The sequence below is a fragment of the Pseudomonas sp. ADPe genome (genome assembly GCF_014843515.1).
Taxonomy (GTDB): domain Bacteria; phylum Pseudomonadota; class Gammaproteobacteria; order Pseudomonadales; family Pseudomonadaceae; genus Pseudomonas; species Pseudomonas citronellolis.
Map to the genome: position 1 here is coordinate 4,291,199 of NZ_CP062122.1, position 18,566 is coordinate 4,309,764.

The window sequence follows — 18,566 nt, forward strand, 5'->3', positions numbered from 1 at the left end:
TTCGATCGTCACCCGCAGGCCCGCAACATGAAATTCATCCACAAGCGCGAACACCTCAACGAGGGCGACCTCGTGGTCATCGAATGCTCGCGCACCTGCAACATCCGCCTGATGACCGACGCCAACTTCCGCAGCTTCAAGAACGGCGCGCGCCACGCCTACCACGGCGGTGCCTTCGAGCGCTTCCCGGCGCGCATCCGGGTGCCCAGCACCGGGTTCTGGAACGTCACCCTGGACACCGTCACCCGCCGCGCCATCAGCGTCACCCGCAAGCCGGACTTCAGCTACAGCATCAAGTTCGTGCGCAAGACTCCTTCCAGCTATAGCTGAGAGCTGAGCCGCCTCAGGGGCGGTGCGCCGGGAAATCCTCCAGCAGCTTCGCCAATGCCTTGTCGAAAGCCTCCTGGCTCAGGTTCGGGTCCTGTAGCTGGCTGCTCAGCTGCGCTTCGTAGAGCACCTCGCGACTCCTCTCGTCGACGATGCGCATGACCAGCCGCGCCAGGTCGGAATCGGCGATCTGCGTCTGGTTCACCACGCCTTCCTGGGTCGCCACCGGGCGCTGGATCACCCCGGTCTGGCGCTCCAGGCCCAATGCATAGAGCACCCGCAAATCGCCATTCTGCGCCTGGAAGCGGTAGCCCTTGGCTTCCAGGGCGCGGCGCAGGGCGGCGTCGAAGCGCTCCTCCAGGTCCAGGCGATGGCCGGGGGCGCGTACCGCCTGGATGGAGAAGCTGCCCTGGTGGCCATCGGCGACCGGCGAGACCGTGACTTTGGCCGGGTCGCTGCCGGCGCAGGCGGCCAGCAACAGGGCGAGCAGGGGAAGCAGGAAGCGGTGCATGGCGAGGCTCTCTTGTGGTTATCCACAGCAGCCTAGCCGGCGGCGCTGGGGGCGCCGCCCAACCCAGGTTGGGTTCTCAGCGGCGTTCCAGTAGCACGCCCGCTTCCATGTGATGGGTATAGGGGAACTGGTCGAACAGCGCGCAGCGCGTCACCTGGTGGGTGTCGTGCAGTTGGGCGATGTTCTGCGCCAGCGTCTCCGGGTTGCAGGAGATATAGAGGATGCGCTCGAAGCGGCGGGTCAGCTCGCAGGTGTCCGGGTCCATGCCGGCGCGCGGTGGGTCGACGAACACGCTGCCGAAGTCGTAGCCCTTCAGGTCGACGTCGGCCAGGCGGCGGAAGGGGCGCACCTCGTTCAGCGCCTGGGTCAGCTCCTCGGCGGACAGGCGCACCAGGGTGACGTTATCCACGGCGTTGTCGGCCAGGTTGGCCAGGGCGGCGTTCACCGAAGTCTTGCTGATCTCGGTGGCCAGCACCTTGCGCACCCGGGTGGCCAGCGGCAGGGTGAAGTTGCCGTTGCCGCAGTACAGCTCCAGCAGGTCGTCGTCGCGCTGGCCGAGGGACTCGTAGGCCCAGTTCAGCATCTTCTGGCAGACCGCGCCGTTGGGCTGGGTGAAGGCGCCTTCCGGCTGGCGGTAGCGGAAGGTCCGCCCGGCCACCTGCAGTTCCTCTTCGACATAGTCGCGGCCGACCACCAGGCGCTTGCCGCGCGAGCGCCCGACGATGCTCACGCCCAGCTCGGCGGCCAGCTTCTGCGCGGCGGCCTGCCAGGCGTCGTCGATGGGGCGGTGGTAGCAGAGGGTGATGAGCGCGTCGCCCGCCAGGGTGGTGAGGAATTCCACCTGGAACAGCTTGTGGCCCAGGGCGCGCTCGGCCCAGGCGGCCTTCAGGCGCGGCATCAGTTCGTTGATACGCTGGCTGGCGATGGGGAACTGCTCGATGTAGATGGGCGTGTGCTTGTCGCCCTGCTCGAACATCGCGTAGTGCCGGCTTTCGGTCCCGGCGTCGCGCCACAGGCGGAACTCGGCGCGCAGGCGGTAGTGCTCGCGGGGCGAGTCGAATACCTGCGGCTCGGGCGCGGCGAAGGGCGCCAGCAGCTCGCGCAAGCGCGCGGCCTTGTCGGCCAGTTGGGTGTCGTAGGTGGCGGGGTCGAAACGGGGACTGCTCATGGGGAACTCTTGCTGCGCGGTGGCGGGCGATGGGTTTCGTTGCGCCCGACCCATCCTGCAGGCGACTCGCGGGATGGGTGGAGCGAAGCGATACCCATGCTGCACGGGTATCGCTATCGGTCAGGCGTTGTACCAGCCCAGCTTGATGACGAACAGCACCGAGAGGATCACCAGCGCCCAGTTCAGTTCGCGGAAGCGGCCGGACAGCAGCTTGCAGGCGGTCCAGGTGATGAAGCCGAAGGCGATGCCGTTGGCGATGGAGAAGGTCAGCGGCATGGCCAGGGCGGTGACCACCACCGGCGCGGCGACGGTCAGGTCGTCCCAGTCGATCTCGGCCAGGCCCGAGGCCATCAGCACGGCGACGAAGAACAGCGCCGGCGCGGTGGCGAAGGCCGGGACGTTGCCCGCCAGCGGGGCGAAGAACAGCGCCAGCAGGAACAGGACGGCGACCACGATGGCGGTCAGGCCGGTGCGCCCGCCGGCGGACACGCCCGCGGCCGACTCGATGTAGCTGGTGGTGGTGGAGGTGCCCAGCAGCGAGCCGAACATGGCCGCGGTGCTGTCGGCGATCAGCGCGCGGCCCATCTTCGGCATGTGCCCGTCCTTGCCCATCAGCCCGGCGCGCTTGGCCACGCCGATCAGGGTGCCGGAGTTGTCGAACAGGTCGACGAAGAGGAAGGCGAAGATCACGCTGGTCAGGCCGATGTCCAGGGCGCCCTTGATGTCCAGCTGGAGGAAGGTCGGCGCCAGCGACGGCGGCATCGACACCACGCCGCCGAACTGGGTCACGCCCAGGGCGATGGCGACGAAGGTCACCACCAGGATGCCGATCATCACCGCGCCGGTCACGCGGCGGGCTTCCAGGGCGACGATGAGGATGAAGCCGAGGATGGCCAGCAGCGGCTCGGGCCTGGCCAGGTCGCCCATGCCCACCAGGGTGGCCGGGTTGGCGACGACGATGCCCGACTCCTTGAGCGCGATCAGCGCCAGGAACAGGCCGATGCCGGCGGCAATGGCCGAGCGCAGGGCCAGCGGGATGCTGTTGATGATCCATTCGCGGATGCGGAAGATCGAAATGACGAAGAACATGCACGCCGAGAGGAACACCGCGCCGAGCGCCACCTGCCAGGTGTGGCCCATGTGCAGCACCACGGTATAGGTGAAGAAGGCGTTCAGGCCCATGCCCGGGGCGAGGGCGATGGGGTAGTTGGCGATCAGGCCCATGATCGACGAGCCGATGGCTGCGGCCAGGCAGGTGGCGACGAACACCGCGCCCTTGTCCATGCCGGTTTCGCCGAGGATGCTCGGGTTGACGAAGAGGATGTAGGCCATGGTCAGGAAGGTGGTGATCCCCGCCAGGATCTCGGTGCGTACGTTGGTATTGTGCGCCTTGAGTTGGAACAGCTTTTCCAGCATGTCGTGCTCCCGTGTTTGGGCGTCTTGTCGGCTCGACCGGTCGGTCAGGATTGGCCGTCTTGCGCGGCCTGGGCAAAAAAGGCGGGCATGATAGCAGCTCGCCGGAAACGCGGGTATCGAGCCCGTCGACCGGCCCCACGACGAGCCTAGTTGGCCGGGGCCGTCACTGCCAGCGCAGGGCCCGCGCCAGCGCCTTCGTTGACTTCGGCCACGCCTGCCGGGAGGTCATTGGCGTTATCATGCGCCGGCCGGTACGCAATGACCGGCGCGCGCCGTTGTCCAACCGGCATTCGGCCCGATTCCCTTGTTGCCTGACCCCATCGTCGACCCATGAAACGCCTGATTCCGCTCTGCCTCCTCGCCCTGCTGGGCGCCTGCGCCGGCGCGCCGCCAGTCCTGCCGCAGCACAGCTTCGACATCCACGCCACCGCCGACAAGCCCAGCGCCAGCACCCGCACCCTGGCCGACCCGCAGGGCCAGGCGGTGCTGGTCATCGCCCGCGCCGAACTCACCCAGCGCGACGTGCAGCGCGCCGAGGTGGTGCTGGGCAACGGCGGCCGCCCCGGCGTGCTGGTGACCTTCGCCCCCGACGCCAGCAAGCGCCTGGCCCGGCTGACCGAAAAGCAGCAGGGCAAGGCCCTGGCGGTGGTCATCGACGGTCGCCTGCGCATGCTGCCGCAGGTATCCGAGCCGGTGCGCGACGGCCGGGTGATGCTGGAGGGCTTCGACAGCCAGGCCGAGGCGGAGGTGCTGGCGCGGCAGCTCAATGGGCTGCGGGATGTGCCGGCGCAGCCTTGAGCAGCGGCAAGCAGGAGGGAAAGTCCGAATCCCCCGAATTCTTCCGAGGCCAACCGGCTCACTCTGATACTGCTTCGGGGGGCTTTACCGGATACTGGCATCTCGCTGTAATAGTGCTCTTTCCCTTCCATGGATGGGCCTGGCTTGCAGAGCCCACCAAGCCCGCAAGGAGAGCGCCAGTATGATAGTCGGCATTGATCTGGGCACAACCAACAGCCTCGTCGCCGTATGGCGCGACGATGCCCCGCAACTGGTGCCCAATGCGCTGGGTAGCGTGATCACCCCAAGCGTAGTTGGCCTCGACGACCAGGGCCTGGTTCTGGTCGGCCAGGCTGCCCGCGAGCGCCTGCAGACCCACCCCCAGCTCACTGCAGCCTTGTTCAAGCGCCATATGGGCAGTGCCCAGGAAATTATCCTGGGCAAGCGCAGGTTCCGCCCCGAGGAGCTCTCGGCGCTGGTCCTGCGTAGCCTCAAGGAAGATGTCGAGCGCGTCTTCGGTGAGCCGGTAGAGGAGGCGGTGATCAGCGTGCCGGCCTATTTCAGCGATGCCCAGCGCAAGGCCACGCGTATCGCCGGCGAGCTGGCCGGGCTGAAGGTGGACAAGCTGGTCAACGAGCCCACTGCCGCGGCGTTGGCCTATGGCGTGCACCAGAAGGGCCAGGAGACCTCCTTCTTGGTTTTCGACCTGGGCGGCGGCACCTTCGACGTTTCCATCCTCGAACTCTTCGAAGGCGTCATGGAGGTGCGCGCCAGCGCGGGCGACAACTTCCTTGGCGGTGAAGATTTCGATACCGCGCTGGTCCAGCATTTCGTCGCCAGCCAGCGCCAGGACAAGCAGTTTCCCGATGTCGAGGCCCCCGGCATGTACAACCGTCTGCGCCGGGAAGCAGAACGGGTGCGCCATGCACTTGGCCTGCAACCCAGCGCCAGCTTCTCCCTGGCGCAGGGTGGCCGGCAATGGGCGCTGGAAGTCACCCTGGACGACTTGCAGCGCGTCTGCGCCCCGCTACTGGAGCGCCTGCGCGGGCCTATCGAGCGGGCTTTGCGCGATGCGCGCATCCGCGTCGCCGACCTCGACGAGATCCTGCTGGTGGGCGGCACTACCCGCATGCCGTTGATCCGCAAGCTGGCCGCGACCCTGTTCGGCCGTTTCCCGGCCATGCACGTCAACCCCGACGAAGCGGTTGCCTTGGGCGCCGCGGTACAGGCGGCGTTGAAGCAGCGTGAGGCGGCGCTGGAGGAAGTGGTGCTGACCGACGTCTGCCCCTACACCCTGGGCATCGAGACCACCGCGCAGTTCGGCCGGGTATACGAAGGCGGCCACTACCTGCCGATCATCGAGCGCAACAGCGTGGTGCCGGTGAGCCGGGTGAAGACGGTGCAGACTCTGCAGGACAGCCAGACCCGGGTGCTGCTGCAGATCTACCAGGGCGAGAGTCGCCTGGTGAAGGACAATATCCCCCTCGGCGAGCTGGATATCCCGGTACCGCCGCGCAAGGCGGGCGAGGTCAAGCTGGACGTACGTTTCACCTACGACAACAACGGTATTCTCGAAGCGGAGGTGACGCTGCCGGAGAGCGGCGCGCGGCACAGCCTAGTCATCGAGAAGAACCCCGGCGTACTGACTCCCGAGGAAATCCGCGAACGCCTGGCGGCCCTGGCGCAGCTGAAGGTGCATCCGCGCGACCAGTTGCTTAACACGACCTTGCTGGCGCGCCTGGAACGCCTTTACCAGGAACACCTGGGCGACACGCGGGAAGCGCTGGCGCAGATGGCCGGGCGTTTCCAGCAGGTGCTGGGCGAGCAGGACCCGCAGCGCATCGACAATCTGCGCGCGTCGATCGAAGCGCAGCTCGACGAGCTCGAACGTTCGTCCTGGCGCTGAGGAGGCTGCGATGAGCTGTTGGGAGATTCTCGGCCTGGAGGCCGAGGCCGATGAGCGGAGCATCAAGCGTCAGTACGCGCGGTTGCTCAAGGTCACCCGGCCGGACGAGGATGCGCAGGCTTTCCAGGCCCTGCGTGAAGCCTATGAACAGGCTATGAGCTTCGCCCAGTGGCGCGAGCGAGGTGGCACCGAGGATGGGGATGACGACATCGCCGTTGCGGCCCCCCCTCTGGCGGCTAGCCCGTTGCATTCTGTTGCCGTCGAGGTTCCATTTCGTTCCTTGGCGTCGCTGCTGGAGGATCTGCGCCCGGACGAGTTGTCCGAACGTCTGCGCACGGCCGAGGCGGAAGGGCTGGCGCTGTCCTTTGAGGATGGCGTACTGCAGTTGTGCCTGGCGGATGCGCGAGGCACCGGGTTGCGTGATGCCGCCTGCGAGACGTTCGGCTGGTTGCGCACCAACGAACGTTCGGGCCTGAGCGCACAGACGCTATGGCCGTTGTGGGTGCAATTGCTTGGCGAGCGTCTGGACGCTCTGCGCGAATTGCATGAGCAGGATGGCGGAGAGGCGTTCGTCAGGGGGCTGGCGGCTCTGGCCGGGGAGCCCTGGTTGCAGAGTTTCGATGCCCGTGAACTGTTGGAGACGGCGGTGGTGCGGCTGCTGTTGGACTTGCCGTACTGTTCCGGGAGGACCCTCGATGAAATTGCGGCGCTCTTCCGCTGGAATGAAGGGCAGCGTGACGCCAGTTGCCCCGCGCACCTCTGGCATGCCCTTCTAGATCGCTGGGATGCTGAGCGCTTCTATGACCGCTTGCAAAATGACGCACGGCGCTGGGAGTTGACCAGTGAATGCCGTGCGGCAAGGCTGGTGCTCGGTCCGTTCGATCGCTTCCAGCGGCGACGCTTCAGCGCAGACTTCACGGAGGCCGACTGGGACTGTTCGCGGCGCGTCGCGGAAACGCTCAGGCATCGCTATCCGCAACTGACTCGACGCCTGCCATTGGCCAATAGCCTGGATGCCGGCTTCTGGCACGACCTGGCCCGCAGCGAGACCCGCTGGCCACGGGTGTTGATGCTCTGGCTGGGGTTCATGCTGATGTATGCCATTGCCCTCATGCCGGCCGAGTTGGCGAAGCCTTCGCCCAACCTGACGCAGCTGTTCATCAGCGTCCCGGTCACCTCGGTGCTGCTGGCTGCGTCGCTCGATAAGCTGCTCCGGATTTCCCAGCGATTCCTCGGGGCACCGCTCAAGCGCCTTGACTACTACTTGAGCAGCCTTCTACCGGCGGCCTTGCACGAGCATGGCGCGGGGCTACGACCGTTGCGCGACGGTGCCATTGGCTACCTGCTCGGGCTGGGCGCCGCGATGCTGGCAGGGTGGCGGGGACACGAAGTGTGGTGGGGAGGGCTGATCCTCGCCGTGCCGGTTCTAGGGGCCATGCAGTTGCTTCGCCGTACCAGCTTGCTCGGACGTGCGCAATTACTGCTGGAGCGTGGTTGGGCCTATCGGCGCAACGCCTTCTTCATCGGCGTCTTGTTGCTTGCCGGCTTGGCGGCCATCGCTGGCAGTGTGTCGAAGAACGCAAATCAGGTTCGGCGCCAAGTCCCGAACATTGCGCCGGCGGAACTGGAGCGTTTCTGTAGCGATCTGCGCTATCGGCGCGATCTGGTCTGCCTGCGCTGGCAAATTGAGCGCACGCCGCCGCTCTCAGGTGATTAGACAGCAATGAAAAAGCCCGGCATTCGCCGGGCTTGTTCGTGTTCGCGGTTCGGCTTACTTGCCATACACCGGGAACTGGGCGCACAGGGCCTTGACCTGCTCGCGCACGCGGCCTTCCACGGCTTCGTCGCCCAGGTTGGCGAGGATCTCGCAGATCCAGCCGGCCAGTTGGCGGCACTCGCCTTCCTTGAAGCCGCGGGTGGTCACGGCCGGGGTGCCGATGCGCAGGCCCGAGGTGACGAAGGGCGAGCGCGGGTCGTTCGGCACGCTGTTCTTGTTCACGGTGATGAAGGCGCGGCCCAGGGCGGCGTCGGCGTCCTTGCCGGTGATGTCCTGCTTGATCAGGCTGAGCAGGAACAGGTGGTTCTGGGTGCCGCCGGAAACCACGTCGTAGCCGTTCTCGATGAACACCTGGGCCATGGTCTGGGCGTTCTTCACCACTTGTTCCTGGTAGGCCTTGAACTCGGGCTGCAGGGCTTCCTTGAAGCACACGGCCTTGGCGGCGATGACGTGCTCCAGCGGGCCGCCCTGGCCGCCCGGGAAGACCGCGGAGTTCAGCTTCTTCTCCAGCTCTTCGTTCTTGCGTGCCAGGATCAGGCCGCCGCGCGGGCCGCGCAGGGTCTTGTGGGTGGTGGTGGTGACGACGTCGGCGAAGGGCACCGGGTTCGGGTAGATGCCGGCGGCGACCAGGCCGGCCACGTGGGCCATGTCGACGAACAGGTAGGCGCCTACCTTGTCGGCGATGGCGCGGAAGCGCGGGAAGTCGAGGATCTGCGAGTAGGCGGAGAAGCCGGCGATGATCATCTTCGGCTTGTGCTCCACGGCCAGGCGCTCGACTTCGTCGTAGTCGATCAGGCCGTTGCCGTCGATGCCGTACTGCACGGCGTTGTAGATCTTGCCGGAGAAGCTGACGCTGGCGCCGTGGGTCAGGTGGCCGCCGTGGGCCAGGCTCATGCCCAGCACGGTGTCGCCGGCATTCAGCAGGGCCATGTAGACCGCGGCGTTGGCCTGGGAGCCGGAGTGCGGCTGGACGTTGGCGTAGTCGGCGCCGAACAGCTGCTTGGCACGGTCGATGGCCAACTGCTCGACCACGTCGACGTACTCGCAACCGCCGTAGTAGCGCTTGCCCGGGTAGCCTTCGGCGTATTTGTTGGTCAGCACGCTACCCTGGGCTTCCATCACCGCCGGGCTGGTGTAGTTCTCGGAGGCGATGAGCTCGATGTGCTCTTCCTGGCGCTGGGCTTCCTGCTCCATCGCGGCGAAGAGTTCGGCATCGTAGCGGGCGAGGGTCAAATCACGGCTGAACATGGCGGTCCTCATAAGGATCGGTGCTGGGAAAGGGGCGCATTCTAACCCAGGGCGCGCGCGCTGGCATATGAAAGGCGGTCATGTGGCGGATAAGCGGGGTTCACGCGGGGGGAGCGCTGTAGGAGCGGGCCCTGCCCACGATTCGCGCGCAGGGCGCGCTCCTACAGGGGAATCCTGGCGCTAGCCGAGCAGGAACAACGCATTGCTGGAGAACAGCGCGGCGAACTGCTCGGCGGTCATCGGCCGGCCGAACAGGAAGCCCTGCACCTCGTCGCAGCCGTGCTCGCGCAGGAAGTCCAGCTGCGCCTGGCTCTCCACGCCCTCGGCGATCACCATCAGGTTCAGGCTGTGGGCCATGGCGATGATGGCGCGGGCGATCTGCGCATCCTGCTCGCCGTGGGGCAGGCCGTCGACGAAGCTGCGGTCGATCTTCAGCACGTCGATGGGGAACTGCTTGAGGTAGTTCAGCGACGAGTAGCCGGTGCCGAAGTCGTCCACCGCGATGGCCAGGCCCAGGCGCTTGAGCCCGGAGAGAATGTGCATGGCCTCGGACACGTCGCTCATCAGGATGCTTTCGGTCAGCTCCAGCTCCAGGCAGGCCGGTGGGATGCCGGTTTCCATGAGGATGCCGGCGATGCGCGTGCCCAGTTGGCCATCGGCGAACTGCCGCGCCGAGAGGTTCACCGAGACCTTGGGCACCCGCACCTTGTCGCGGTGCCAGATGCGGATCTGCCGGCAGGCCTCGGCCAGCAGCCAGTCGCCGACCTGGGCGATCAGCCCCAGTTCCTCCAGCACCGGGATGAACTCGGCGGGCGCGATCAGCCCGCGCGTGGGGTGCTGCCAGCGCAGCAGGGCCTCGGCGCCGGTGAGGCGGCGGCCGTCGCCGGTGAACTGCGGCTGGTAGTGCAGGACGAATTCGTCCTGCTCGATGGCGCGGCGCAGGTCGCTTTCCAGCTCCAGGCGCTCCAGGGCGCGGGCGTTCATCTCGGCCTGGTAGAACTGGAAGTTGTTCTTGCCCACTTCCTTGGCGTGGTACATGGCGGTGTCGGCGTTCTTCATCAACTGGCTCAGCTCGGCGCCGTCCTGCGGCGACAGGGCCACGCCGATGCTGGCGGTGACGAAGAACTCGCGGCCTTCCAGGGTGAAGGGCCGGGCGAGGCTGGCGAGGATGCGCTCGGCCACCTGGATGGCGCGCTTGAGCGCCTTGTCGCGGTCCTCCAGGCCCGGCAGCAGCAGGGTGAACTCGTCGCCGCCCATGCGCGCCACGGTGTCGTTGTCGCTGACGCACTGGTTCAGGCGCTCGGCCACTTCCTTGAGCATGCGGTCGCCCGCGGCGTGGCCCAGGGAGTCGTTGATCGGCTTGAAGCGGTCGAGGTCGAGGAACATCAGCACCACCCACTGGCGGTGCCGCTCGGCCTGCATCAGCGCGGTGTGCAGGCGGTCCTGGAACAGCGTGCGGTTGGGCAGGTGGGTGAGGGCGTCGTAGTAGGCCAGGCGGTGGATGCGCCGTTCGCTGGCCTTGCGCTCGCTGATGTCGCTGAAGAAGCAGACGAAGCTGACCAGGTCGCCTTCCTCGTCCTGCACCGCGGTGATGCCCACCCAGGACGGGTACAGCTCGCCGCTCTTGCGTTTCTGCAGGATCTCGCCCTCCCAGCTGCCGCTGCGCTGCAGGCTGTCGAGCACGTGCTTGAGCTGGTTGGCTTCCTGCTGGTCGGCGGTGAGCAGGCGCGGCTGCTGGTCGAGCACCTCGGCGGCGCTGTAGCCGGTTAGGCGCGAGAAGGAGTCGTTGACCTGGACGATGTAGCCGGCCGGGTCGGTGACCATGATGGCCGCGGTGGAATGCTCGAACACGGTGGCGGCCATGCGCATCTCGCGCTCGGCGCGGCGCTGCTGGCTGATGTCGCGGGCCACGCCGAGCAGGCCGACGAAGCGCCCGTTGTCGTCCCACATCAGGGCGATGCGCAGCTCCACCGGGACCTTGCGGCCGTCGGCGCGCAGGCAGTCGAAGGTGAACAGGTGCACCGCGCTGGATTCGCGCAGCGCGGCCAGCCGGCGCGGCGCGCCTATGGCGTCGCGCACGCGCTCCAGCAGGTCGTGCAGGCGCCCCAGCTGCGCCGGGTTGGCGGCGATCTGCTGCAGGTCGTTGTGCAGCAGCCAGGCCGGGCTGTAGCCGAAGGTCTGCTCGATCGACGGGCTGATGTAGTCGATGTTCAGCTGGGCGTCGGTGGTGAGGATCACGTCGCTGATGCTTTCCGCCAGCATCTGGTAGCGGCGGCTGCTCTCGCGCAGCGAGTTGTTCGCCTCCACCGTGTCGGTGATGTCCTTGGCCACGCCGATCAGGCGCGCCACGCGGCCGTCGGCGTCGCGGCTGAAGGCCTGCTCGCGGATGTCGAACCAGTGCCAGCTGCCGTCGCGGTGGCGCCAGCGCAGCAGGCTGTCGAGCAGCAGGTTGTCGCCGATCACCTGTTGCAGGTTGCGCACGCGCCAGTAGTACTCGACGTCGTCCGGGTGCAGCAGGCATTCCCAGAAGCGCTCGCCCATTTGCTGCAGCTCGTCCTTGCCGTAGCCCAGCTGGCTGCCCAGGTGGTGGTTGCTGAAGATCACCCGGCGCGCGGTGATGTCGTGGATGTAGAGGGTGTCGGGCACCGCGCGCACGGCGTCGGACCAGAACTTCTCGCGCTCGATCAGCGACAGCTCGACCTGCTTGCGGCTGCTGATGTCGGACAGGCTCAGGGTGACCGCGCGGTAGTCTGGCAGGTGCTCGGGGATGCGCAGCTGCAGCCAGAAGTGGCGCAGCTCGCCCTGGCCGGTGCGGATGGCGACTTCCTGCTCGATGGGGCCGGTGCCGCAGAGGATTGCCTCGATGATGCGCGCGCGGGCGCTGCCGGGGCGCCGCGGGCTGTCGCTGATCAGGCGCCGCCAGGCCTGCTCGCCGCTCTCCACGCCGAGCAGCCGGCGCGCCACCTCGTTGACCTCGCTGATGCGGATCAGCCGCAGCAGCTGCGGCCAGTGTTCCTCGCGGCGATCCAGCCAGGCCTCCAGGCGGCCCGGCTCGCGCAGGCCGTTGTCGGTGAAGAAGCGCTGCAGGTCCGAGAGGTCGAGCACGCAGAGCGCCACGCCGACGCCGTCGAAGATGTCCTGGTAGCGTCGCCGGGTTTCTTCCAGCACCTGCAGCGAGCGCTGTTCCTCGGTGACGTCGCGCAGCACCCAGACATGCCCGCCCGGCGCCTGCTGGCCGCGCAGCACCCAGCCGGGCGCCTCGCCCGGCGGGGACTCCTCCAGCGGATGGCGGCTGACGGCATAGCGCCGGCGGCGGCCGTTGCGTTCCAGGGTGACGTGCTGGGTACCCGATGGCTGGCCTTCGCCGCTCTGCCGTTCCAGTTCCGGCAGCAGGCGGGCGAGATGGTGCTGCGGGGCGTCTTCGGCGCTCACGCCCAGCAGCCGCTCCGCCGGCGGGTTGAGATAGACCAGGCGGCCGTCGGCGCTGGTCACCAGCACCCGCTCGTCCACCGCCGCCAGGGCCTGGGCGGCCTGGCGCAGGCGCGACTGCGAATCGGCGGTCTGCGCGCGCAGGCTCTGTTGTTCGCGTTGCAGGCGCAGCAGGGCGGCGCAACTGATGCCGGCCAGCAACAGCAGCAGGCCCAGCTCGCCGAGCAGGCGCGGCGGCAGCCTGGGCTGCAGGACGGGCGCATCGACCAGCGGGCGGACCTGCCAGTCGCTGTTGGCGACCTTCAGCGCCGGCGCTTCGACGCTTTCCGGCGCGGCGTCGGTCGGCTCGTCGGGCGCGGCCAGGATCGGGTGGCCGACCTCATCTTCCAGCACCCAGGCGTGGCCGCCGTCCAGGATGCGTCCGGTCCATTGCCGGCGCGCCTCGGCGGCGTCCAGGCGGAGCACGGCGAAGGGGCCACCGGCATCCTGGAGGCGCAGCAGCAGGTAGAAGTGGCCGCCATCGGCGTCGCTGTAGGCGTAGTGGAAGGAGCTGGCGCCGGCGCGCTGACGCAGGCCGGCGATGAAGGCGTCGTCGCCGCTGTCCGGCGCGGTGTCCAGTTGCTTGGCGCCGCTGGCCGCATACCAGGCCAGGCTGCGCAGGGCGGGGTAGACCTGGCGCAGGTCGTCGAGCAGCAGCGCCGGCTCCTCGCCGCGGCCCAGGCGTTGCAGCGCCAGGCTGCGCGCGGCCAGGGCCTTGAGCTCCAGGGCCAGGGACAGCTGGTGCGCCAGTTCCTGGCTCTGGTGCACCACGCGCTCGCGCTCCAGCCGCGCCTGGCCGAAGTATTCCTGGCCCAGCTGCCAGAGCAGCAGGCCGAGCATCAGCGGCACCAGCAGCAGGGCGCTCCTGATGGCCAGCCGTTCAGGCCGGGCCAGGCTGGCCGGAGGGCGGGGAGGTCTGGACAAGGAGCGGCTACCTGGAACGGGGCGACGGGGTTCGGCGCGCAGTAGCATGCCCGGAAGCAGGGCCAAGTGCCAGTATCGCCGACGAGCGTCGTTTGCCCTTCACGGTCCATTCCGGTAGCTTTGCCGCACGCGCGCGTTGAACGCTGCGCCCTGTTTCCGCGAGTCCGGCCCTGCCGTCGCCGTTCTCGCCGGTCGCCCGCGGCCAATGGTCGCGCCCGGAGCCCCGGGCAACACCGGCCCGCAGGCCGCGACAGCCATAACGGCCATTCACACTTTCATCCCAGAAGCTAGGTATCCATGGCTCAATACGTCTATACCATGCACCGGGTCGGCAAGGTCGTGCCGCCCAAGCGTGAAATCCTCAAGGACATCTCCCTGTCGTTCTTCCCCGGCGCCAAGATCGGCGTGCTGGGCCTGAACGGCGCGGGTAAATCCACCCTGCTGCGCATCATGGCCGGCGTCGACACCGAGATCGAGGGCGAAGCCCGCCCGATGCCGGGCATCAAGGTCGGCTACCTGCCGCAGGAGCCGCAGCTCGACCCGCAGAAGACCGTGCGCGACGTGGTCGAGGAAGCGGTGGACGAGGTCAAGCAGGCCCAGGCCCGTCTGGACGAGGTCTACGCCGCCTACGCCGAGCCGGACGCCGACTTCGACGCCCTGGCCGCCGAGCAGGCCAAGCTGGAAGCCATCATCCATTCCTCCGACGGCCACAACCTGGAGCGCCAGCTGGAAGTCGCCGCCGACGCCCTGCGTCTGCCGCCGTGGGACGCGAAGATCGAACACCTCTCCGGTGGCGAGAAGCGCCGCGTGGCGCTGTGCCGCCTGCTGCTGTCGGCCCCCGACATGCTGCTGCTGGACGAACCGACCAACCACCTGGACGCCGACTCCGTCGCCTGGCTGGAACACTTCCTCCACGACTTCCCCGGCACCGTGGTGGCGATCACCCACGACCGCTACTTCCTCGACAACGTCGCCGGCTGGATCCTCGAGCTGGACCGTGGCCACGGCATCCCCTTCGAAGGCAACTACTCCGGCTGGCTGGAATCCAAGGCCAACCGCCTGGCCCAGGAAGCCAAGCAGGAGGCCTCCCACGCCAAGGCCATGAAGGCTGAACTTGAGTGGGTGCGTCAGGGCGCCAAGGGCCGCCAGGCCAAGTCCAAGGCCCGCCTGCAGCGCTTCGAGGAAATGCAGTCGCAGGAATTCCAGAAGCGCAGCGAGACCAACGAAATCTACATCCCGGCCGGCCCGCGCCTGGGCGACAAGGTCATCGAGCTGCGCAACGTCTGCAAGGGCTACGGCGACCGCGTGCTGATCGACGACCTGTCGCTGAGCATTCCCAAGGGCGCCATCGTCGGCGTGATCGGCGGCAACGGCGCGGGCAAGTCCACCCTGTTCCGCATGCTGACCGGCAAGGAACAACCGGACTCGGGCACCATCGAGATCGGCGAAACCGTGCAGATCGCCAGCGTCGACCAGAGCCGCGACAGCCTGGACGGCACCAAGACCGTGTGGGAGCAGGTTTCCGACGGTTTCGAGCAGATCAGGATCGGCAACTACGAAGTCCCCTCGCGCAGCTACGTCGGCCGCTTCAACTTCAAGGGCGCCGACCAGCAGAAGTTCGTCAAGGACCTCTCCGGTGGTGAGCGTGGCCGCCTGCACCTGGCCCTGACCCTGAAGCAGGGCGGCAACGTGCTGCTGCTCGACGAACCGTCCAACGACCTCGACGTGGAAACCCTGCGCGCCCTGGAAGAGGCGCTGCTGGACTTCCCCGGCGCCGCCATCGTGATTTCCCACGATCGCTGGTTCCTGGACCGTATCGCCACCCACATCCTGTCCTACGAGGACGACGGCAAGGTGACCTTCTTCGAAGGCAACTACACCGAGTTCGAAGCCGACCGCAAGAAGCGCCTGGGCGAGGCTGCAGCGCAGCCGCACCGCGTGCGCTACAAGAAGCTGGCGTAAGCCGCTTCTCACGACAGACGGGGCCTTCGGGCCCCGTTTTCGTAGGTGTACGAGGTTGTTTGAAATATTTAGAAATACTTGCTGCAGCCCAGTAGCTGAAAGGGCTTTCTTACAGATTTGCACCAAAAAGATTCATAAAGGCGTCATGTCGCACTGTCTCGGTGCGATATCGGTTGTTAGAGTCTCGCCGCAAAAGGGCCCCGCCCATAATCAGAAAGACCGGTGTAGACATGACGCAATCCGTTGACTCGTTCCTCGAGCGCCTCAAGCGGCGCGACCCCGATCAGCCCGAATTCCACCAGGCGGTGGAAGAGGTGCTGCGTTCCCTCTGGCCGTTCCTCGAAGCCAACCCGCGCTACCAGCAGGCCGGCATCCTCGAGCGCATCGTCGAGCCCGAACGCGCCATCCTGTTCCGCGTGCCCTGGGTCGACGACCAGGGCCGGGTGCGGGTCAACCGCGGCTTCCGCGTACAGATGAGCAGCGCCATCGGCCCGTACAAGGGCGGCCTGCGCTTCCACCCCTCGGTGAACCTGGGCGTGCTCAAGTTCCTGGCCTTCGAGCAGGTGTTCAAGAACTCCCTGACCTCGCTGCCCATGGGCGGCGGCAAGGGCGGCTCGGACTTCGACCCCAAGGGCAAGAGCGACGCCGAGGTGATGCGCTTCTGCCAGTCGTTCATGAGCGAGCTGTACCGCCATGTCGGCGCCGACCTGGACGTGCCGGCCGGTGACATCGGCGTGGGCGCCCGCGAGATCGGCTATCTGTTCGGCCAGTACAAGCGCCTGGCCAACGAGTTCAGCTCGGTGCTCACCGGCAAGGGCCTGGCCTACGGCGGCAGCCTGATCCGCCCGGAAGCCACCGGCTACGGCTGCGTGTACTTCGCCCAGGAGATGCTCAAGGCCCGCGAAAGCGGTTTCGACGGCCAGCGCGTGGCCATCTCCGGCTCCGGCAACGTGGCCCAGTACGCGGCGCAGAAGGTGACGGAGCTGGGCGGCAAGGTGATCTCGCTGTCCGACTCCGAAGGCACCCTGTTCGCCGAGGGCGGCCTGAGCCTGGAACAGTGGGAAGAAGTGATGGAGCTGAAGAACGTCCGCCGCGGCCGTCTCAGCGAAATGACCGGCCCCGGCCTGCGCTTCCTGGCCGGCCAGCGCCCCTGGGCGCTGCCCTGCGACATCGCGCTGCCCTGCGCGACGCAGAACGAACTGGATGCCGAGGACGCCCGCACCCTGCTGGGCAACGGCTGCATCTGCGTGGCCGAGGGCGCCAACATGCCGTCGACCCTCGAGGCTGTGGATATCTTCCTCGAAGCCGGCATCCTCTACGCGCCGGGCAAGGCCTCCAACGCCGGCGGCGTCGCCACCAGCGGCCTGGAGATGAGCCAGAACGCCATGCGCCTGCACTGGAGCGCCGGCGAGGTGGACCAGCGCCTGCACGGCATCATGCAGAACATCCACCACGCCTGCGTCGCCCACGGCGAGGAGAATGGCCGGATCAACTACGTGAAGGGCGCCAACATCGCCGGCTTCGTCAAGGTCGCCGACGCCATGCTGGCGCAAGGGGTGGTCTGACCTGCTGATGCGTAGGGCGTATAACGCTCCGCGTTATACGCCGCCTGGCCTTGGCTCCAGGCGCGCTCGGATTTGGCCTCGGAGGCGCTTCGATCCCGACCAATAAGCCGGGCATGAGATAGGTGTAGCGGCGGATAACCGCGAACGGTTATTCGCCCTACGTCCCGGTCGGCCACGGCGATGGGTATCGCTTCGCTCCACCCATCCTACGCGAGCGCACCGAGGTGCTTTTCGTAGGAGCGGACCTTGTCCGCGATAGCCGGACGTCCCGGCGCGATTCGCGGATGAGATCCGCTCCTACACTGCGCCACCTATGCCTTTCCCCTGTAGGAGCGCGCCCTGCGCGCGAATCGCAGGCAGGGCCTGCTCCTACAGGGGGAGGCCCCTGGTCAATCCACCGGGCGCGGTGTGCTGGCGGTGCTCGGCGGCAGCAGCGGGTATTCCACCTGCGGCTGCTTGCCGGTGACGGTCTTGAGGAAGGCGACTATGTCGCCCACTTCGCCGGCATCCAATTGCTTGCCCAGTTGCGCGGTGCCCATGATCGTCACCGCTTCCTCCAGGTCCCACACCTGCCCGCTGTGGAAGTAGGGCGCGGTGAGGGCCACGTTGCGCAGCGGCGCGGCGCGGAACACGTATTCGTCGTTCTGCGTCTTGGTCACCGCGAAGCGGCCCTTGTCGCCGCTGGGCAGGATGCTGGCGTCGGGTTTTTTCACCAGGCCGAACGGGAAGTAGGCCTGGCCGCCCAGGTTCACGCCGTTGTGGCAGCTGATGCAGCCGGCGCTCATGAAGGCCTGCAGCCCTTTCTTCTCCTTGGCGTCCAGGGCCTTGTCGTCGCCCTTGAGGTACTGGTCGAAACGCGAGTCGGGGGTGATCAGTGTCGATTCGAAGGCTTGCAGCGCGCGGGCCATGTTGTCGAAGCTCACCGCCTGCTTGTCGCCGGGGAAGGCCTTTTCGAAGGCCGCCACGTACTCGGGCATGCTCTTGAGCGTGGCCTCGACGTTCTTCGGCGTGTTGTGCATCTCCACCGGGTTCTGCACCGGGCCCTTGGCCTGTTCCTCCAGGTCCTTGGCGCGGCCGTCCCAGAACTGCGCCACGTTGAACACCGCGTTGAACACCGTCGGCGAGTTGCGCGCGCCTTTCTGCCAGGCGTGGCCGCTGGAGGCCGGCACGTTGTCGGCGCCGCCGGTGCCGATGTTGTGGCAGGTGTTGCAGCTGATCACGTGGCTGGCCGACAGGCGTGGCTCGAAGAACAACTGGCGGCCCAGCTCCACCTGGGCCGCATCCAGCCCGGTGGTCTGCTCGGGAATGGGCTTGAAGATGGCGTTGGCCTGGTCGCGCAAGGCGTCGGCGTGGGCGGCGGTGCTGCTGGCGGCCAACAACAGGCCGCCCAGGGCCAGTTTCAGGGGCTGCATGGAGTGTTCTCCTCGTTATCAGGCTATTGGTTTTTTCCTGTTTCAAGGAGAGGCCAGGCGGCGGGGGCGAGAATTGACCGGGATCAAGCCGCCCCTCCCGGGGCA

At 67.3% G+C, this 18,566-nt stretch carries 12 protein-coding genes; 6 read left to right on the forward strand and 6 right to left on the reverse strand.

Annotated elements, in window-relative coordinates; all coding sequences use genetic code 11:
- The first annotated feature begins 27 nt into the window (after positions 1-27).
- Positions 28-330 (forward strand): DUF1883 domain-containing protein, encoded by a 303-nt coding sequence (locus tag IG194_RS19520; RefSeq protein WP_043273615.1) that lies wholly within the window; start codon positions 28-30, stop codon positions 328-330.
- A gap of 13 nt (positions 331-343) precedes the next feature.
- Here the strand turns inward: IG194_RS19520 and IG194_RS19525 are convergent, their stop codons facing one another.
- From IG194_RS19525 to IG194_RS19535, 3 genes are all read right to left on the reverse strand, one after another.
- A complete protein-coding gene (locus tag IG194_RS19525) occupies positions 344-838 on the reverse strand; it encodes a DUF4136 domain-containing protein (protein WP_058488513.1) in 495 nt (164 codons plus the stop codon).
- A 76-nt stretch (positions 839-914) separates the two neighbouring features.
- Positions 915-2,006 carry a tRNA (uridine(54)-C5)-methyltransferase TrmA gene (trmA, locus tag IG194_RS19530; protein ID WP_058488514.1) on the reverse strand — a complete coding sequence of 364 codons (1,092 nt, stop codon included), beginning with the start codon at positions 2,004-2,006 and terminating at the stop codon, positions 915-917.
- A 120-nt stretch (positions 2,007-2,126) separates the two neighbouring features.
- Entirely contained in the window at positions 2,127-3,422 is a 1,296-nt protein-coding gene (locus IG194_RS19535; RefSeq protein WP_058488515.1) for an NCS2 family permease, read from the reverse strand.
- A gap of 330 nt (positions 3,423-3,752) precedes the next feature.
- Here IG194_RS19535 and IG194_RS19540 point away from each other — a divergent pair, with 330 nt between their 5' ends.
- The 3 genes from IG194_RS19540 (at position 3,753) to IG194_RS19550 (ending at position 7,822) form a co-directional block, all read left to right on the forward strand.
- Positions 3,753-4,220, forward strand: a complete 468-nt coding sequence (locus IG194_RS19540) for a SecDF P1 head subdomain-containing protein (RefSeq protein WP_058488516.1) — start codon at positions 3,753-3,755, stop codon at positions 4,218-4,220.
- A gap of 181 nt (positions 4,221-4,401) precedes the next feature.
- Positions 4,402-6,105, forward strand: coding sequence for a molecular chaperone HscC (locus IG194_RS19545; protein ID WP_009617515.1), 1,704 nt, complete (start codon positions 4,402-4,404; stop codon positions 6,103-6,105).
- A 10-nt stretch (positions 6,106-6,115) separates the two neighbouring features.
- Positions 6,116-7,822, forward strand: coding sequence for a J domain-containing protein (locus tag IG194_RS19550; RefSeq protein WP_058488517.1), 1,707 nt, complete (start codon positions 6,116-6,118; stop codon positions 7,820-7,822).
- Between the two features lie 54 nt (positions 7,823-7,876).
- On the opposite strand, the gene glyA is transcribed toward IG194_RS19550, so the two are convergent.
- Positions 7,877-9,130 (reverse strand): serine hydroxymethyltransferase, encoded by a 1,254-nt coding sequence (gene glyA / locus IG194_RS19555; RefSeq protein ID WP_009617520.1) that lies wholly within the window; start codon positions 9,128-9,130, stop codon positions 7,877-7,879.
- 180 nt (positions 9,131-9,310) lie between these two features.
- On the reverse strand, positions 9,311-13,570 hold the full coding sequence (locus tag IG194_RS19560) for an EAL domain-containing protein (protein WP_412536087.1): 4,260 nt from the start codon (positions 13,568-13,570) through the stop codon (positions 9,311-9,313).
- A gap of 249 nt (positions 13,571-13,819) precedes the next feature.
- Between IG194_RS19560 and ettA the strand changes: the two genes are divergently transcribed.
- Positions 13,820-15,484: an energy-dependent translational throttle protein EttA gene (gene ettA, locus IG194_RS19565; protein WP_009617524.1), complete on the forward strand. Its 1,665-nt coding sequence runs from the start codon at positions 13,820-13,822 to the stop codon at positions 15,482-15,484.
- Positions 15,485-15,714: 230 nt separating this feature from the next.
- Entirely contained in the window at positions 15,715-17,049 is a 1,335-nt protein-coding gene (gene gdhA, locus IG194_RS19570; protein WP_058488519.1) for an NADP-specific glutamate dehydrogenase, read from the forward strand.
- A gap of 389 nt (positions 17,050-17,438) precedes the next feature.
- On the opposite strand, the gene IG194_RS19575 is transcribed toward gdhA, so the two are convergent.
- On the reverse strand, positions 17,439-18,461 hold the full coding sequence (locus tag IG194_RS19575) for a cytochrome-c peroxidase (RefSeq protein ID WP_043313631.1): 1,023 nt from the start codon (positions 18,459-18,461) through the stop codon (positions 17,439-17,441).
- Positions 18,462-18,566: the final 105 nt, after the last annotated feature.

What these genes read in the sequence shown, in the direction of transcription:
- IG194_RS19540 (WP_058488516.1), top strand. Translation starts at nt 3,753, where the DNA reads ATGAAACGCCTGATTCCGCTCTGCCTCCTCGCCCTGCTGGGCGCCTGC.
- IG194_RS19575 (WP_043313631.1), bottom strand. Translation starts at nt 18,461, where the DNA reads ATGCAGCCCCTGAAACTGGCCCTGGGCGGCCTGTTGTTGGCCGCCAGC.
- gdhA (WP_058488519.1), top strand. Translation starts at nt 15,715, where the DNA reads ATGACGCAATCCGTTGACTCGTTCCTCGAGCGCCTCAAGCGGCGCGAC.
- trmA (WP_058488514.1), bottom strand. Translation starts at nt 2,006, where the DNA reads ATGAGCAGTCCCCGTTTCGACCCCGCCACCTACGACACCCAACTGGCC.
- IG194_RS19545 (WP_009617515.1), top strand. Translation starts at nt 4,402, where the DNA reads ATGATAGTCGGCATTGATCTGGGCACAACCAACAGCCTCGTCGCCGTA.
- ettA (WP_009617524.1), top strand. Translation starts at nt 13,820, where the DNA reads ATGGCTCAATACGTCTATACCATGCACCGGGTCGGCAAGGTCGTGCCG.
- glyA (WP_009617520.1), bottom strand. Translation starts at nt 9,130, where the DNA reads ATGTTCAGCCGTGATTTGACCCTCGCCCGCTACGATGCCGAACTCTTC.
- IG194_RS19520 (WP_043273615.1), top strand. Translation starts at nt 28, where the DNA reads ATGAAATTCATCCACAAGCGCGAACACCTCAACGAGGGCGACCTCGTG.
- IG194_RS19550 (WP_058488517.1), top strand. Translation starts at nt 6,116, where the DNA reads ATGAGCTGTTGGGAGATTCTCGGCCTGGAGGCCGAGGCCGATGAGCGG.
- IG194_RS19525 (WP_058488513.1), bottom strand. Translation starts at nt 838, where the DNA reads ATGCACCGCTTCCTGCTTCCCCTGCTCGCCCTGTTGCTGGCCGCCTGC.
- IG194_RS19535 (WP_058488515.1), bottom strand. Translation starts at nt 3,422, where the DNA reads ATGCTGGAAAAGCTGTTCCAACTCAAGGCGCACAATACCAACGTACGC.
- IG194_RS19560 (WP_412536087.1), bottom strand. Translation starts at nt 13,570, where the DNA reads ATGCTACTGCGCGCCGAACCCCGTCGCCCCGTTCCAGGTAGCCGCTCC.